We start from the raw sequence: 15,557 nt of genomic DNA on the forward strand, positions 1-15,557 counted from the left end.
AGTTGGGGAGTCGCATGCGGGCCGCTTGGACCACCGGTCGCGTCCGGGACGCCGAAGACCTCGTCCTGGCCAAGACCGCACCGGGTGCCCTGATGCGCCGGGCCGCGCACGGCGTGGCGCTGCACGCGGCGCGCCTGCTCGACTCCCGCACCGGCGGTGTGGCCGGTCGGCGGGTGGTCCTGCTCGTCGGCGCGGGCAACAACGGTGGCGACGCCCTGTGGGCAGGTGCTTTCCTGCGACGCCGCTCGGTCGGGGTCACCGCGGTGCTGCTGGCGCCCGAGCGCGCGCACGCCGAGGGCTTGGCGGCGCTCAAGCGGGCCGGTGGCCGGGTGGGCACGGTCGAGGACGTGGACTTCGCCGACCTGGTCGTCGACGGGATCGTGGGCCTGTCCGCGCGCGGTCCGCTGCGCCCGGACGCCGCCGCGGTCGTGGCCCGGGTGCGGGCGCCGGTCGTGGCCGTCGACCTGCCCAGCGGTGTCGACCCGGACACCGGCGCGGTCGACGGACCCGCGGTCCAGGCCGAGGTGACGGTGACCTTCGGCGCGTACAAGCCGGTGCACTTCCTCGCGGGTGCCCGCTGCGGCGAGGTCCACCTGGTCGAACTGGGGCTGGAGCTGTCCGAACCGGACCTCCAGGTGCTCGACCGGGCCGATGTCGCCGCGCACTGGCCACTGCCGGGCGCCGAGGACGACAAGTACACCCAGGGCGTCGTCGGGATCGCGGCCGGTTCCTCGACCTACCCCGGCGCGGCGGTGCTCTCGGTGGGTGCCGCGGTGCTCGCGACCTCCGGGCTGACCCGGTACGCGGGCTCGGCCGCCGACGAGGTCCGGAGGCGGTGGCCCGAGGTGATCGCGACCGGGTCGGTGGGCGACGCGGGCCGGGTGCAGGCCTGGGTCGCCGGGCCGGGCATGGGCACCGGCAAGGCCGCGCGGGACGTGCTCGCCCACGTGCTCGGCGCGGGCGTGACGACCTGCGTGGACGCCGACGGGATCACCCTGCTGGCCAACCACCCCGAGCTGTGGGACGCCCGCGACCCGGACGCGGCAGTGCTGCTCACCCCGCACGACCGCGAGTTCGCCCGGATCGCCGAGCCGCTGGGCATCGAGCTGGGCGCCGACCGGCCCGCCGCCGCCCGCGCGCTGGCCGCCGAGCTCAACGCCACCGTGCTCCTCAAGGGACACGCGACGGTCGTGGCGGGACCGGACGGCCGGGTGCTGGTGAACCCGGCGCGGTCGCACTGGCTGGCCACCGCGGGCTCCGGCGACGTGCTCTCCGGCGTGGTCGGCGCGCTGCTCGCCGCCGGGCTCGACCCGGTCGTGGCGGCCGGGTGCGCGGCGTTCGTCCACGTGCGAGCGGGGGAACTGGCGGCGCGCGGCGCGCCCGCGCCCGCGTCGGCCATCGTGGCCGCGCTGCCCGCGGCGATCCGTGCCGTGGTCGCGCCTGTGCGACCATAAACAGTGTTATGGCTGCTCACCCACCCCCTCGCGCCGAGGTGACCATCGACCTCGGCCTGCTGCGGCACAACGTCGCGCTGCTCGTCGACCGCGCCGCGGGCGCCGAGTCGATGGCCGTGGTCAAGGCCGACGGCTACGGCCACGGCGCCGTCCCGATCGCCCGCGCGGCCCTCGAGGCAGGCGCCACCTGGCTCGGCTCGTGCTCGCTCGACGAGGCACTGGCCCTGCGCGCGGCCGGGATCACCGCGCCGATCCTGTCCTGGTTGGACGTCGCGGGCGCCGACCTGTCCGCCGCGGTCGAGGCGGGCATCGACGTCGCGGTGTCCGATGTGGACCAACTGCGCGGGCTGCGCGGCGCCCGGCTGCACCTCAAGGTCGACACCGGCCTGTGCCGCAACGGGTGCCCGCCCGCGCGGTGGGCGGAGCTGGTGCGGGCGGCGGCCGCCTCGAACAACGAGGTGTACGCGGTGTGGTCGCACCTGGCGTGCGCGGACGAGCCCGGGCACCCGTCGATCGACCTGCAGGCCAAGCGCTTCGACGACGCCTACCACGCCGCGCTCGCGGCGGGGGTCACCCCGCGCAGGCACCTGGCGAACTCCGCGGCCACGCTGAACCGCCCCGACCTGCACTTCGACATGGTGCGGCTGGGCATCGCCATGTACGGCCTGAACCCCTTGGCGCAGCGCGAGGACCTGCGGCCGATCATGTCCTTCCGGTCGAGCGTCGCACTGGTCAAGCGGGTGGCCGCGGGCGAGTCGGTCTCATATGGACAGTCATGGACGGCCGAGCGGGACACCACGCTGGCCCTGGTCCCGGTCGGCTACGCCGACGGGATCCCACGGCTGCTGTCCAACCGGATGGAGGTGCTGGTCGGCGGGGTGCGCAGGCCGCAGCGCGGCCGGGTGTGCATGGACCAGATCGTCGTCGACTGCGGCGACGACCCGGTGGCACTGGGCGACGAGGTGGTGCTGTTCGGCTCCGGCGAGCACGGCGAACCCACCGCGACCGAGTGGGCCGAGACGATCGGCACCATCGACTACGAGATCGTCACGGGCATGCACCGCCCGCGACTGGCGCGCAGGTACGTCCGGTGAACCGGGCGGGCAAAGTCGCCGCGGGCGCGGGCGTCTTGGCGGCGGTGGCGGCAGTGGCCGTTGGTGTGACGCGGAAGCGCTCGACCGCGGACGACCCGTACGCCGACGAACCACTGGGCCAGCTGAAGCCCGACCGCGCGTTCAGCGTCGCCGCCACCGACGGGTTGGCGCTGTCGGTGGAGGAAGTGGACCCGGCGGACGGCGGAGAGCCCGTCCTGACGGTGATCCTGGTGCACGGGTTCGCGATGAGCAGGCTGGCGTGGCACTTCCAGCGCCGCGACCTGGCCGAGCTCACCGACCCGCGGGTGCGGCTGGTGCTCTACGACCACCGCAGCCACGGCCGCTCCGGCCGGGCGAACGCCACCACCAGCAGCATCGACCAGCTCGCCGCCGACCTCGACGAGGTCATCCGCGCGGTCGCGCCGGACGGCCCGCTGGTCCTCATCGGGCACTCGATGGGCGGCATGGTGGTGATGGGCCTGGCCGAGCGGCACCCGGACCTGTTCGCCGACCGGGTGCGCGGGGTGGCGTTGATCGGCACGGCCGCGGGCGAGGTCGGCAAGAGCGGGCTGCCGCGACCGCTGCTGTCGAAGTACAACCCGTTCACCCGCATCGTCGGCCAGTTCGCCGAGTGGCAGCCCGGGATGGTCGAGCTGATCCGCGCCGCGGGCGGCCAGCTGACCCGACGGGCCACCCGCACCATCGGCTTCGGCGCGAACGAGGTCAGCCCGCGGCTGGTCGACTTCCTGGTCGACATGCTCAACGTGACCCCGGTACGGGTGCTGGCCGACTTCATCGACACCCTCGGCAGCCACGACCGCTACGCCGCACTGGCCGGACTGCGGCACTGCCACGTACTCGTCCTCTCCGGCGACCACGACTGGATGACCCCGTTCAGCCACGCCGAACGGATCAACGCCGAGCTACCAGACTCCCGGCTGGTACGCGTCCGCGGCGCCGGTCACATGGTCATGGTGGAGCAGCCGGAACTGGTCAACGCGGAACTGACTACGCTGCTACGCGACTGCGCCGCCGGTCGAGGCGCAGGGCGGAAGAGGTGGTGGAACCGTGGCTGAGACAACCGAACTGCGCACGGCCGAGGACACACTGGCGTTCGGCCGGGCCCTGGGCGAGGTACTGCGCGCGGGCGACCTGGTCCTGCTCGCGGGCCCACTCGGAGCCGGGAAGACCGTGCTGGCGAAGGGCATCGCAGCGGGCCTGGGAGTGCTGGGGCGGGTGAGCAGCCCGACATTCGTCATCGCCCGCGAGCACCGCGCAGGCCAACGCGGGATCCCGATGGTGCACGTCGACGCCTACCGACTCGGCGGCGACCTCGCCGAACTGGACGACCTGGACCTCGACAGCGAACTGGTCGAGTCGGTGGTCGTGGTCGAGTGGGGCGAGGGCAGCGCGAACCGCCTGTCCGAGGACCACCTGCTGATCCGCCTCGACCGCAGGCCAGACGACAGCAGACTGGCCACCATCGAACCGCACGGCGATTGGGCTGAACGCTCTGCGTGGGCCCCGCTAAGCCAATCGCGAGCCTAGAAGCAGCACCTTCCCCTCCGCACCACCTGAACTCTTTCCACCTCAAAATAGATCCTAAGTCTTGAATCTCTAATCTCTGATCCCTAATCCCTAATCCGCGCCCGCTGGTACGCAACACCCGTTACGTTTGTGCTCGATTGGGTGGACTGCCTTCGTGTGGGGGGAGAGTGCCGCTAAACTTGCCGTGTGTGGGGATGCCCTTCACCCCACGCTTTTTCCCCACCGCGGTGCTCTAGGGGCCCCACGCGAAGGCAGTCCAGCCAATCGAGCCCCGCTCTTACTCGGGCAGCTCGTGGGGTGTGCCGCACGCCGACCTACGGTCGACCTGCATGGTGGCTCATCGCTGGGGTTGCCCGAGGAAAAGATAGGGGGCTCGATCTAGTGAACTCGCTTCGTGTGGGGCCCCTAGAGCACCGCGGTGGAGAGAAAAGGGCAGGGTAAGGGCATCCCCACCCACGGCAAGTTTAGCGGCACTCTCCCCCCACACGAAGCGAGTCCACTAGATCGAGCATCCGTAACGGGACTTGCGTACCAGCGGGGTCGGCCTCACCGCTGCGGTTTGCTGGGGGGCGGGATTCACTTGGGTGCCACCGAATTCGGCCTCACCGCTGCGGTTTGCTGGGGGGCGGCATTCACTTGGGTGCCAGCGGATTCGGCCTATCCGCTGCGGTTTGGTGGTGGTGGTGGCGGCGGCCGTGGTGTGGTGGCAGTGCCGCAATGGCGGGGTGGCCGGGGCGGCGGTGTGGCGGTGGCGTGGTGGCGGCGGTGTGATGGCGGTGGTGCTGGACAGCCTGCGGCCAGCCTTGGCGGTCACTGTGCGCTAACCCCCGAACGGGGCCGGAACGAAGCCCACCGGGGTATCGGACCACAAGCTGTTGTGCGCCATGGTGAGTCCGGATGGGACTGTCTCATCCGGACGACTGGGGAGTCGACATGCGATTGCGCGCATTCGTTTTCAGTGCGGTCTTGGCCGTGGGGGCGCTGCTCAGCGCGGTCCCGGCGGGCGCCGACGTGCGGGAGTCTCCCGTGCCGGGCGTGCGGTACGAGGTGGTGGTGCAGAGCAGTGACAAGTGTCTGGACGTCTCCGGCGCCAACCCGGACAACGGCGCCCAGGTGATCCAGTGGAGCTGCCACGGCGGTCCCAACCAGCGGTGGTGGCTGACGTCGGTCGGCGGTGGCAACTACCAGGTCCAGGTCGAGCACAGCGACAAGTGCCTCGACGTTTCCGGTGCCAGTCCGAGCAACGGGGCCCGGGTGATCCAGTGGAGCTGCCACGGCGGTCCCAACCAGCGGTGGCGGCTGGTGGCGTCGGGGCCGGACGTCTACCAGGTGCGTGTGGCGCACAGTGACAAGTGCCTGGACGTCTCCGGGGCGAGTCCGAGCAACGGCGCGAACGTGATCCAGTGGGACTGCCACGGCGGCCCCAACCAGCGGTGGCGCTTCCGCAGGCCGTAGTCGCCTGCCAGGAGGCGCACCTGGGGCAGGTGCGCCTCCCGGCCTCGTTCGGCGCGAGACCCCTGTGCCGAGGTCAGCCGTCGGGATGGGCCTGGCGGTAGGCCTGGGCGAGGCGTTCAGTCACCGTGGGGCCGCTGTTCTCGGGGAGTGGCGTGCCGAGATGGACGTGGCGCAGTTCGGCCATGTAGGCGGCCCACAGGTCCGGGCCGCCCGCCTCCAGCAGCTCCGCCCGGACCCGCAGGCGCTCGGTGGTCGGCCGGTGCCTGGTGCCCCATGCGCCGAGGTGGGCGAAGACCGGGACCAGGTCGATGGCCTGGTCGGTCAGGCTGTAGGTGGCCCGTTGGCCGCGTCGGGCGTCGTCTCGGGTGAGCAGGCCGCCTGCCACCAAACGCTTGAGGCGGTCGGCGAGGATGTTGGAGGCGATGCCCTCCTCGGAGCCCGCGAGCAGTTCGCGGAAGTGCCTGCGGCCGCCGAACATGATGTCGCGCACCACGAGCAGGCTCCACTGGTCGCCCAGGGCCTCGACCGTGGCGTTGATCGGGCAGCCCGATCGCGGCGTCCCGCGCATGACCCGTCCTCCGACCCGGTGCTTGCGTTCCACAACCACCCTCGCCTACGGTAGCGCCTAGTGCTTGCAGAGTGCAATCACCAGGGAGGGGTGGTCATGGCCAGGCTGCGGGTGCACAACTTCACCGTCACGCTGGACGGGTACGCCACCGGGACCAACCAGCGGGCGGACGCGCCGTTCGGCGACGGTGTCGACGGCCTGCACGCCTGGATGTTCGCCACCCGGTTCGGCCACGAGATGCGGGGGCTCGACGGCGGCAGCGAGGGGTTCGACCAGGAGCGCGCCCGCGCGGGCGACGACAACGTCGGCGCGACCATCATGGGGCGCAACATGTTCGGCCCGGTCCGCGGCCCGTGGCCGGACCACTCGTGGACCGGCTGGTGGGGCGACACCCCGCCCTACCGGCACGACGTGTTCGTGCTGACCCACCACCCCCGCCCGTCGTTCGCCATGGACGGCGGCACCACGTTCCACTTCGTGCCCGACGGCCCGGAAACCGCGCTGCGCCTGGCCTTCGAGGCCGCGGACGGCAAGGACGTGCGCGTCGGCGGCGGTCCCGGGACGGTCCGGCAGTACCTGCGGGCCGGGCTCATCGACGAGCTGAACCTGGTGATCACGCCCCTGCTGGCGGGTGCGGGCGAGCGCCTGTTCGACGACCTGGGCGCCGGCCTCGGTGCCTACGAGTGCGTGGAGCTGGTCACGTCCGAGACCGTCACCCACGCCCGCATCGTGCGGCGCTGACCCGCGAGCCGTCAGACGATCCCGCGGACGACCCCCAGCTCCAGCAGGTCCGCGGGCCGCAGTCGCAACCGGTCGGCCAGCGCGGGGGCCTCCGACACCGGCCGCTTGAGGATCGCCGCCGCCAGTTCCGGTGCTATCACGGAGAAGTACGCGTCCGGGGTGATCCACGTCCGGTCCGGCGCGGCCAGCGCCAGCGCGCCACCCGAGCCGCCCTCACCGACCACCAGCGTCGTCACCGGGACCCGCGCGGCGGCGACGGTGCCGAACAGCTCGGCGATGGCCGACCCGACCCCCGCCCGCTCGGCGGCCGCGTCGTTCGCCGCGCCCGGAGTGTCCACAAGGGTCAGTACCGGGATGCCGAGCCGATCGGCCAGGCGGATCAGCCGGGAGGCCGTGCGGAAACCCGCGGGAGTGGTGGCCGTACCGGTCTGCGCGGCGAAGGCGATGGCCCGCGTGCCACGCATACCAATGCCGCACAACATCCCCGGGTCGACGCCGCCCGCCCGGTCGCCCGAAATCGAGCGCCGCAGGTCGAAGTAGTCGTCCAGGTACGCCGCCGCGCGCGGCCTGCGTGCCGAACGGGTCAACTGGACGGCGGCCCAACCGGACTCCGCCGGGGTCTCGGTGCCCAACGCGTTCGGCACGTCCGCGGGTCCGGGAGAGCCAGAACCCAGCAGGGTCAACCACTCCGACACGGTTTCGGCGAGGTCGGCGGCCGAGCACAACGCGTCGACATGGCCCGCGGCGAACTGCCCCTCCGCAGTGTAGGCGACGCCGTCCTCGGGCCGCACCCGGGCGCCCGCGAAACCGACCTGGGCGCCCGGCAGGGCGAGCACCACGTCCGCTCCGGCACCGAGTGAGGCCCACAGGCCGCCGGTCGTCGGGTCGCGCAGCACCGAAACCTGCGGCACACCCGCCTGGTGCAGCAGCGCCGAGGCCCGAGCGATCCGCTGCAACTGGCGCAGTGACAGCATTCCCTCGTGCATCCGGCTGCCGCCGGTGGCCAGCAGCGCCACCAGGGGCGTCCGGGTCTCCCGCGCGTGGGTGAACGCGTGCTCGATCCGGTCGCCGGTCGCGGTGCCCACGGACCCGCCCAAGAAGCGGAAGTCGAACGCCACCAGCACGGCGGCGACCCCGCCGACCCGACCGGTGCCGCACACCACGGACTCGGTCTCCCCGGAGCGCTCGGCGGCACGCGCCCGCGCCGCGCCGTAGCCCGGCCAGTCCAACGGGCCGTCCGGGCCGTACCGCGACCCACTGTCCACAGTGAACTCAACGAACCCGGTGGCGAGCGACGCCAGCACCGAGCGGGCGCCCTCAGCCACCCAGGGCTCGCTTGGTGACCTTGCCCATCTCGTTGCGCGGCAACGACTCCAGGTAGTGCACGACCCGCGGCCGCTTGTGCGGGGCGAGCAGCCGGGACACGTGGTCGGCCAGCTCCTCGAGCGCGGGCCGCGCGTCGACCGGCACCACCCAGGCCACGATCCGCTCGCCCAGGTCCTCGTCGGGCTCGCCGGTGACCGCCACCTCGGCGACCCCCGGGTGCTCCAGCAGGGCGTTCTCGATCTCCCCCGCGCCGATCTTGTAACCGCCGCTCTTGATCAGGTCGGTGGCCCGCCGCCCGACGATCCGCAGGTACCCGTCCGGCTCCAGCACCGCCATGTCGCCGGTGCGGAACCACCCGTCGCGCAGCGCCTCGGCGGTGGCGTCCGGGCGGTTGAGGTAGCCCAGGAACAGGTTCGGCCCGCGCACCTCGATCTCGCCCACCACCCCGGGCTCGGTGAACGGCGCACCGGCGTCGTCGACCAGCCGCACGGCCACGCCGTCCACCGGCAGCCCGACGGTCCCCGGCCTGCGGTCACCCGCGGCCCGCACGCTGCAGTTCATCAGCGTCTCGGTCATCCCGTACCGCTCGACAACCCGCTGCCCGGTGGCCGCGGTGATCCGCGCGTGGTCGGTGGCGGGCAGCGCCGCCGACCCGGACACCAGCAGCCGCGCCCGGCCGATCGCCGCCGCCAGGTCCGCGTCGGCCTCGCAGTCGGCGGCGAGCCGGTGGTACATCGTCGGGACGCCGAACACGACCGTCGCGCCGTCGGCCAGCTCGCGACCGATCGCGGCCGAGTCGAAGCGCCCGATGTGGCGCACCGCGCCGCCGCGGCGCAGCGGGCCGAGCACACCCAGGATCAGCCCGTGCACGTGGAACAGCGGCAGCGCGTGCACCACGGTGTCCTCGGCGGTCCACTCCCAGGCCGCGGCCAGCGCGTCCAGGTTCGTCGCGATCGCCCGGCGGGGCAGCAGCACGCCCTTGGGCGGGCCGGTGGTGCCCGAGGTGTAGACGACGAACGCGGGCGCCTCCGGGTCGGCCTCGGCGGGCAGGTCGCCGTCGAGCCGGGCGGCCGGGTCGACGTCCACCCGGCGCAGCGCGGCCAGCGCGGGCGGCAGCTCCACCCCGGGCGCGGTCAGCACCAGCTCCGGCTCGCTGTCGGCGACGATGTGCGCCAGCTCCCGCTCACCGATCTTGGGGTTGATCGGCACCACCGCGACCCCGGCGGCCAGCCCGCCCACCACGGCCAGGCAGGTGTGCGGGCTCGGCGTGGCCCAGACCGCGACCCGCGTGGTCCCGGACACCGCGGCGGCGACCGCCCGGGCGGACCCGGCCAGGTCGGCGTGGGTGAGGGCGTCGGCGCCGAAGCGGACCGCGGCGCGCCCGGTGGGCGTGGCGAGCGTGGGCAGCAGCACCCGGCCAACCCTAGTGGCGGGCGCTGACACGGAACCGGTGAACTCCGTCGCACAGCGTGAACCCGTGTTACACGCGGACCCCACGGCGCGATAGTCAGACTCGGGAGACCTCTGGTTGGAGTCGGCGTGTACTTCGGGAAGCTGTTCGAGCTGCTGGTGCGGCGCTGGCTGGTGCTCGTCCCGCTGCTGTTGATCACCGCGGTGGCGGCGGGCTACTTCTACATCTCCACCCCGGTGGGCTACCAGTGGACCGGCACCGTGGTGATGCTCGCGCCCAAGGACGGCCGGATCGTGCGCCCGCCCAGCCAGCTCGAGCAGACCAACTCGCTGCTGGCCTTCGCCCCGACGCTGTCCACCATCACCATCATGCTGATCGAGGAGACGCACGTCTCGGCGGGCAAGCTGGCCACCCAGCCCAAGGACGCGGTCGAGATCAGCCGCGAGGGCCCGTTCATGACCGCCAAGGTCGAGGGCGCCTCCGCGGCCCGGGCCAAGCAGCTGGGCGCGGACGCCTTCGAGCTGATCCGCAAGGCCCTCAACAGCAAGCAGGAGACCCTCGGCGCGCCGCCGAGCACCTGGGTCACGGTCAGCGTGGTCACCGCGCCCGCCGAACCGGAGAAGCTGCCCAAGGCGAAGATCACCAAGGTCGGCGGCACGCTGGCCGCGGGCGGGCTGCTCGCGCTGTTCTGCGCGTTCGCCGTGGAGAGCATCGCGGTGAACCGCCGCAAGCGCGTCCAACCGGTCCACTGACAGCCGCCGGGACCAGCCTCGTACCCTTGTCGACCGTGCTGGTACTCGCGGTCGACACCGCCACCCCCGCGGTCACCGCCGGCGTCGTCGAACTGGTCGACGGGTCCGCGCGGCTGCTCGCCGCGCGCGTGACCGTCGACGCCCGCGCCCACGGTGAGCTGCTCAGCCCCCACCTGCGCGACGCGCTGGCCGCGGCGGGCCGCACGCTGGCCCAGGTCGACGCCGTGGTGTGCGGGGTCGGGCCGGGCCCGTTCACCGGGCTGCGCGCGGGCATGGTCACCGCCGCCGCCCTCGGCCACAGCCTCGACCGGCCGGTGTACCCGGTCTGCTCGCTCGACGCCATCGCCGCCGACGCGGCCGCCGACCCCCCGGGCGGGCCGCTGCTGGTGGTCACCGACGCGCGCCGCCGCGAGGTCTACTGGGCCGCCTACGCCGCCGACGGCTCCCGGGTGGCCGGCCCGTCGGTCACACCGCCCGCCGAGGTACCAGTCGCCGAGCTGGGTGTCACCCGGGTCGCCGGGGCGCGGGTCTTCGACTTCGGGCTGCCCGCGGTCGGCCCCGAGCACCCGAGCCCGCTCGGCCTGGTCGCCGCCGCGGACCTCACCGCGGAACCCGGCCCGCTCACCCCGCTCTACCTGCGCAGGCCCGACGCGGTCGAGCCTGGCGCGCGCAAGCGGGTGAGCCCGGGATGAGTGTCCGGATAGCCCCGCTGCAGCGCGCAGACCTGCGCCGGTGCGCTGAGCTGGAGCGGATCCTGTTCGCGGGCGAGGACCCGTGGAGCGAGTCCGCGTTCGCCTCGGAGCTCGACTGGGGCCACTACTACCTGGGCGCCTACGCCGACGAGCTGCTGGTCGGCTACGCGGGCCTGTCGGTGGCGGGTCCGCCCGGGGACACCGAGGCCAGCGTGCACACCATCGGCGTCGACCCGGTCTGGCACCGCAAGGGCATCGGCCGCGAGCTGCTGCGCGCCCTGCTCGCCCGCGCCGACGAGGTCGCCGCGCAGGTGTTCCTGGAGGTCCGCACGGACAACGCGGGCGCCATCGCGCTCTACCAGGCGCACGGGTTCACCACGGTGGGCCTGCGCCGCCGCTACTACCAGCCCTCCGGCGCCGACGCGTACACCATGGCCCGGCCCGCTCGGGTGGAGGAGACCACGTGACGATCATCCTGGGCATCGAGAGCTCCTGCGACGAGACCGGTGTCGGCATCGTCGAGCTCGGCGCCGACGGCGGCCTGGAGCTGCTGGCCGACGAGGTCGCCTCCAGCGTCGAGCAGCACGTCCGCTTCGGCGGCGTGGTGCCCGAGGTGGCCAGCCGCGCGCACCTGGAGGCGATGGTCCCCACCATGCGCCGCGCGTTCGAGACCGCGGGGCTCGGGCTGTCCGATGTGGACGCCATCGCGGTCACCTGCGGACCCGGCCTGGCGGGCGCGCTGCTGGTGGGCGTCTCGGCGGCGAAGGCGTACGCGATGTCGCTGGGCGTGCCGCTCTACGGCGCCAACCACCTCGCGGGCCACGTCGCCGCCGACACCCTCGAGCACGGCCCGCTGCCCTCGCCCGCGCTGGCGCTGCTGGTCTCCGGCGGCCACAGCCAGCTGCTGCGGGTGGACGACCTGGCCGGGAAGATCACCGAGATCGGCTCCACCATCGACGACGCCGCGGGCGAGGCCTACGACAAGGTCGCCCGCGTGATCGGCCTTCCCTACCCGGGCGGTCCCCCGATCGACAAGGCCGCGCAGCGCGGAAACCCTTCTGCCATCGCGTTCCCGCGCGGGCTGACCGGGCCGCGGGACGCCAAGTTCGACTTCTCGTTCTCGGGGTTGAAGACGGCCGTCGCCCGCTGGGTGGAGGCCCGCGAGCGCGACGGTGAAGAGGTCCCGGTGGACGACGTCGCGGCGTCGTTCCAGGAGGCCGTGGCCGACGTGCTCACCGCCAAGGCCGTGCGCGCGGCCACCGAGTTCGACATCGACACGCTGGTGGTCTCCGGTGGCGTGGCGGCGAACTCACGGCTCAAGCAGCTGGCCGCCGAGCGCTGCGCGAAGGCCGGGATCACCCTGCGCGTGCCGAAACCCAGGCTGTGCACCGACAACGGCGCCATGATCGCCGCGCTGGGCGCGCACCTCGTGGCCGCCGGGGTCGAACCGTCCTCTTTGGACCTCTCGGCGAACCCGGCGCTGCCGGTGTCGACGATCTCGGTCTGAGCACCGGCGTTGCCCGGGGTCGACCCGGGCAACGCCGTCCGAGCCCTAGGACTGGTTCAGGGTGGGCACCCGGTCCTCGACGACGAAGCTCGCCGCCGTGCTCACCTCGGCGCCCGCGGTGCGCACGTAGGGCAGCACCCGGAAGTCCGCCCGCAGCTCCCGGGCGGTGAAGCGGGTGCGCACGTAGCCGCGGCGGTTCTTGTAGAACTTCAGGTGCGGGTTCTCGGCCAGCACACCGGCGTTGGTGTCGTCGCCGCCGTCCCCGGTCGAGGTGATCGAGGTCGTGACCAGCTCCGTGCCGACGGTGCGCGAGTCGGGCCGGTCGTAGCCCTGCTTGACCTCGCCCGCCCAGTGCCGGTGCACATCACCGGTGAGCACCACGCCGTTGCGGGTGTGCCCCAGCGCCTCGGCCACTCGGTCGCGACTGGCCTGGTAGCCGTCCCAGGCGTCCATGCTGAAGCCCTGCTTCTCGCCCGCGGTGAGGTCGCGCTGGGCGAAGAACACCTGCTGCCCGAGGATGTCCCACCGCGACCGCGACGAGCGCAGACCGTCGAGCAGCCAGCGCTCCTGCTCGACCCCGGTGATCGTCCGGACCGGGTCGAGGCGCTCGGCGCAGTCGACCTTGGTGCCGTCACCGCAGGCCTGGTCGTCGCGGTACTGGCGGGTGTCGAGCAGGTGGAAGTTGGCCAGCGCGCCCCACCGCACCCGCCGGTAGAGCTGCATGTCGATCCCCCGCGGCCGGGCGGACCGGCGCAGCGGCATGTTCTCGTAGTACGCCTGGAACGCCGCCGCCCGGCGGGCCGGGAACTCCGGGTCGGGCTGCTCGGGAACCTCGTCGGCCCAGTTGTTCTCGACTTCATGATCGTCAAATACGACCAGCCATGGGGCGACGCGGTGCGCCTCCTGCAGGTCGGCGTCGGTCTTGTACTGGGCGTGCCGCAGCCGGTAGTCGGCCAGCGTGCGCGTCTCCGGGCCGACCACCACGCGCACGTCGGCGGCCTTGGCGGCGTACTCGTACTGGTAGTCGCCCAGGTGCAGCACCAGGTCGGGCTGGTCCTCGGCGAGCCTGCGGTAAGCGGTGAAGAAGCCCTCGCCGTAGTGCGCGCACGAGGCGAAGCACATGGTCAGCGCGCCGGTCAGGGTGTGCGGCGCGGGAGCGGTGCGCGTGCGACCGATCGGGGAGAGGTGGTCCTGCACGCGGAAGCGGTAGAAGTACTCCGTGCCCGGGCGCAGGCCCGCGAGCTCGACGTGCACGCTGTGCCCGGCCTCCGGGCGGGCGAACTCGACACCGGTGCGCACGACGTGCCGGAACCGCTCGTCGGTGGCGACCTGCCAGAGCACGGGCACCGGCCGGGCGGGCATGCCGCCGAGCCCGTCGAGCGCCAGCGGGTCCGGCGCGAGGCGGGTCCACAGCACGACACCGTCGGCGGACGGGTCGCCCGAGGCCAGGCCGAGGGTGAACGGGTCGGCGAGCTTGCGCTCCGGCACGGCCAGGGCGGGCAGGGTGGCCACGGCGGTCAGCCCGACCGCGGCGGCACCGCCCAGCAGGATCGAGCGTCGGGTGGTGTTCATCGGTGGTGGGACCTCCCGGTTCGGGGTTACCGGGGCACCCTCCACCGCCCCAGTGGCCCCCGACCCACGTCCGGGTGAGCCTCCGGTGAGTTCCTGACGTACCCCAGGTGTCGGCGGTGAGCACCCACCGGCCCCGCCCACCGCGTGGCGGCGGGCGCTACGTTCGGCCTCGTGCACCCTGTACTCGAACTGCTGCGCCACCGCCTGGCCACTGGCTCCCGCGACGACGGCAGGCGGCTCGCCCTGGCGATCGAGGGCGGCGGCAGCCGGGGCGCGTTCGCGGGCGGCATGGTCGCGGGCCTCGACGACCTCGGCCTCGCCAACGCCTTCGACGCCGTCTACGGCGCGTCGGCGGGCGCCCTCAACGGCGCGTGGTTCCTCGGTGGACAAGCCCAGGTCGGCACGATCGGCTGGTCCGACCCGACCATCATGCGCCGGGTCACCAACCCCTGGCGCCTGCGCCGGGTCGTGGACACCGAGCACCTGGTCCAGGTGGTGTACGAGGCGGTCCCGATGGACTTCGCGGCCATCCTGGCCAACCCCACCACGTTCCACCCGATGGCCACCGACGCCGACACCGGGGCGGCGGTGGACCTGCGCCCGTACGTGGTCGACCAGCGCACCCTGCAACTGGCGCTGCGCGCGTCCACGGGGCTGCCGCTGCTGTCCGGCCGCCCCGTCCCCCTAGGCGGCAGGCGGTGGGTGGACGCGGGCCTGGCCGAGGCGATCCCGTTCCGCACCCCGATCGCCGACGGCGCCACCGACGTGGTGGTGCTGCGCACCCGCCCGGTCGGCTGGTCCGCGGTACCGCCGTCCCGCCTGGAGACGGTCCTGGTGTCGCGCTACCTCCGGCGAGCGGCCCCCGGCGCCCTGGCGGCCTGGGAGTCCCGCCACACCCGCCAACTCGCCGACGACGCCGACCTGGCCGGGCACGCGTCCATCCTGGAGATCCGCCCACCCGCGGACTCCCCCGAAGTCCCCCGCCTGACCCGCGACACGGTCCTGCTGCGACGCGCGGTCCGCCTGGGCCGCGAGGCAGTGCACGCGGCGCTGGGCTAAGGGATGTCTCGTCACTCACAGCGCGGATCTCCGGTGGTGATCATGGTGTGGTGCGGGTGATCTCGGCATCGCGGTCGGAGTGGATCGTCGCGTTCACCGGGCTCACGCCCGGGCGGTTCCGCGCGCTGGCGCACAAACCTCACGATGCGTCAGATCGGGTTGTTGTTCGGGGTATCGCACTCCGCGGCGCACCGGGTGATCGACACCATCGGCCCGCTGTTGGCGCTGGGCCCGGTCCGCCAGCCCCGGGTCGATCAGGTCCCGACCCGGGACCACCGCTTGGCTGCGAAGTCGAAGAACCACCGCCACCGCCCGACTGGAAGACCGAACTGAACACCACCCACACACGCGTCCCGCCCGCCTCGAACACGCCCTCGC

Annotated in this window: 15 protein-coding genes and 1 pseudogene; 12 read left to right on the forward strand and 4 right to left on the reverse strand. The window is 73.2% G+C overall.

Annotated features, from left to right (window positions below; genetic code table 11):
* The first annotated feature begins 14 nt into the window (after positions 1 to 14).
* The 5 genes from QSK30_RS28035 to QSK30_RS28055 all read left to right on the forward strand — a co-directional run bounded on the left by QSK30_RS28035 (position 15) and on the right by QSK30_RS28055 (position 5,551).
* Complete coding sequence (locus QSK30_RS28035) at positions 15 to 1,454, forward strand: NAD(P)H-hydrate epimerase (protein WP_285507302.1); 1,440 nt, start codon at positions 15 to 17, stop codon at positions 1,452 to 1,454.
* Positions 1,455 to 1,462: 8 nt separating this feature from the next.
* Entirely contained in the window at positions 1,463 to 2,548 is a 1,086-nt protein-coding gene (gene alr, locus QSK30_RS28040; RefSeq protein ID WP_285507304.1) for an alanine racemase, read from the forward strand.
* Positions 2,545 to 3,624 (forward strand): alpha/beta fold hydrolase, encoded by a 1,080-nt coding sequence (locus QSK30_RS28045; protein ID WP_285507306.1) that lies wholly within the window; start codon positions 2,545 to 2,547, stop codon positions 3,622 to 3,624. Before alr ends, QSK30_RS28045 begins: the two co-directional genes overlap by 4 nt.
* Positions 3,617 to 4,096 carry a tRNA (adenosine(37)-N6)-threonylcarbamoyltransferase complex ATPase subunit type 1 TsaE gene (gene tsaE / locus QSK30_RS28050; protein WP_285507308.1) on the forward strand — a complete coding sequence of 160 codons (480 nt, stop codon included), beginning with the start codon at positions 3,617 to 3,619 and terminating at the stop codon, positions 4,094 to 4,096. The genes QSK30_RS28045 and tsaE overlap by 8 nt, the downstream gene beginning before the upstream one ends.
* A 933-nt stretch (positions 4,097 to 5,029) precedes the next feature.
* Complete coding sequence (locus tag QSK30_RS28055) at positions 5,030 to 5,551, forward strand: RICIN domain-containing protein (protein WP_285507309.1); 522 nt, start codon at positions 5,030 to 5,032, stop codon at positions 5,549 to 5,551.
* Positions 5,552 to 5,624: 73 nt separating this feature from the next.
* On the opposite strand, the gene QSK30_RS28060 is transcribed toward QSK30_RS28055, so the two are convergent.
* Positions 5,625 to 6,119 carry a winged helix-turn-helix transcriptional regulator gene (locus tag QSK30_RS28060; protein ID WP_285507310.1) on the reverse strand — a complete coding sequence of 165 codons (495 nt, stop codon included), beginning with the start codon at positions 6,117 to 6,119 and terminating at the stop codon, positions 5,625 to 5,627.
* Positions 6,120 to 6,215: 96 nt separating this feature from the next.
* Here QSK30_RS28060 and QSK30_RS28065 point away from each other — a divergent pair, with 96 nt between their 5' ends.
* Complete coding sequence (locus QSK30_RS28065; protein WP_285507312.1) at positions 6,216 to 6,860, forward strand: dihydrofolate reductase family protein; 645 nt, start codon at positions 6,216 to 6,218, stop codon at positions 6,858 to 6,860.
* Between the two features lie 11 nt (positions 6,861 to 6,871).
* Here the strand turns inward: QSK30_RS28065 and QSK30_RS28070 are convergent, their stop codons facing one another.
* Positions 6,872 to 8,185, reverse strand: coding sequence for a carboxyl transferase domain-containing protein (locus QSK30_RS28070; protein ID WP_285507314.1), 1,314 nt, complete (start codon positions 8,183 to 8,185; stop codon positions 6,872 to 6,874).
* Positions 8,178 to 9,599: an acyl-CoA synthetase gene (locus QSK30_RS28075; protein ID WP_285507315.1), complete on the reverse strand. Its 1,422-nt coding sequence runs from the start codon at positions 9,597 to 9,599 to the stop codon at positions 8,178 to 8,180. The genes QSK30_RS28070 and QSK30_RS28075 overlap by 8 nt, the downstream gene beginning before the upstream one ends.
* A 126-nt stretch (positions 9,600 to 9,725) precedes the next feature.
* On the opposite strand from QSK30_RS28075, the gene QSK30_RS28080 reads away from it, so the two are divergent.
* From QSK30_RS28080 to tsaD, 4 genes are read left to right on the forward strand one after another with little or no spacing between them, the layout of a single operon-like run.
* Positions 9,726 to 10,349 carry a hypothetical protein gene (locus QSK30_RS28080; protein WP_285507316.1) on the forward strand — a complete coding sequence of 208 codons (624 nt, stop codon included), beginning with the start codon at positions 9,726 to 9,728 and terminating at the stop codon, positions 10,347 to 10,349.
* Positions 10,350 to 10,384: 35 nt separating this feature from the next.
* The gene (gene tsaB, locus QSK30_RS28085) at positions 10,385 to 11,041 is read left to right on the forward strand and encodes a tRNA (adenosine(37)-N6)-threonylcarbamoyltransferase complex dimerization subunit type 1 TsaB (protein ID WP_285507318.1); all 657 of its coding nucleotides are present in this window, start codon (positions 10,385 to 10,387) and stop codon (positions 11,039 to 11,041) included.
* Complete coding sequence (rimI, locus tag QSK30_RS28090) at positions 11,038 to 11,508, forward strand: ribosomal protein S18-alanine N-acetyltransferase (protein WP_285507320.1); 471 nt, start codon at positions 11,038 to 11,040, stop codon at positions 11,506 to 11,508. Before tsaB ends, rimI begins: the two co-directional genes overlap by 4 nt.
* Positions 11,505 to 12,548, forward strand: a complete 1,044-nt coding sequence (gene tsaD / locus QSK30_RS28095) for a tRNA (adenosine(37)-N6)-threonylcarbamoyltransferase complex transferase subunit TsaD (protein ID WP_285507322.1) — start codon at positions 11,505 to 11,507, stop codon at positions 12,546 to 12,548. Before rimI ends, tsaD begins: the two co-directional genes overlap by 4 nt.
* Positions 12,549 to 12,593: 45 nt before the next feature.
* Here the strand turns inward: tsaD and QSK30_RS28100 are convergent, their stop codons facing one another.
* Positions 12,594 to 14,120, reverse strand: a complete 1,527-nt coding sequence (locus QSK30_RS28100) for an alkaline phosphatase D family protein (protein ID WP_285507324.1) — start codon at positions 14,118 to 14,120, stop codon at positions 12,594 to 12,596.
* Positions 14,121 to 14,291: 171 nt separating this feature from the next.
* Here QSK30_RS28100 and QSK30_RS28105 point away from each other — a divergent pair, with 171 nt between their 5' ends.
* Entirely contained in the window at positions 14,292 to 15,179 is an 888-nt protein-coding gene (locus QSK30_RS28105; RefSeq protein WP_285507326.1) for a patatin-like phospholipase family protein, read from the forward strand.
* Between the two features lie 117 nt (positions 15,180 to 15,296).
* Positions 15,297 to 15,488: pseudogene (locus QSK30_RS28110) on the forward strand (helix-turn-helix domain-containing protein); the annotation flags it as partial.
* Positions 15,489 to 15,557: the final 69 nt, after the last annotated feature.

The sequence above is a fragment of the Actinokineospora sp. NBRC 105648 genome (assembly GCF_030269645.1).
Classification (GTDB): domain Bacteria; phylum Actinomycetota; class Actinomycetes; order Mycobacteriales; family Pseudonocardiaceae; genus Actinokineospora.

What these genes read in the sequence shown, in the direction of transcription:
- QSK30_RS28100 (WP_285507324.1), bottom strand. Translation starts at nt 14,120, where the DNA reads ATGAACACCACCCGACGCTCGATCCTGCTGGGCGGTGCCGCCGCGGTC.
- QSK30_RS28060 (WP_285507310.1), bottom strand. Translation starts at nt 6,119, where the DNA reads ATGCGCGGGACGCCGCGATCGGGCTGCCCGATCAACGCCACGGTCGAG.
- QSK30_RS28065 (WP_285507312.1), top strand. Translation starts at nt 6,216, where the DNA reads ATGGCCAGGCTGCGGGTGCACAACTTCACCGTCACGCTGGACGGGTAC.
- QSK30_RS28035 (WP_285507302.1), top strand. Translation starts at nt 15, where the DNA reads ATGCGGGCCGCTTGGACCACCGGTCGCGTCCGGGACGCCGAAGACCTC.
- alr (WP_285507304.1), top strand. Translation starts at nt 1,463, where the DNA reads ATGGCTGCTCACCCACCCCCTCGCGCCGAGGTGACCATCGACCTCGGC.
- rimI (WP_285507320.1), top strand. Translation starts at nt 11,038, where the DNA reads ATGAGTGTCCGGATAGCCCCGCTGCAGCGCGCAGACCTGCGCCGGTGC.
- QSK30_RS28055 (WP_285507309.1), top strand. Translation starts at nt 5,030, where the DNA reads ATGCGATTGCGCGCATTCGTTTTCAGTGCGGTCTTGGCCGTGGGGGCG.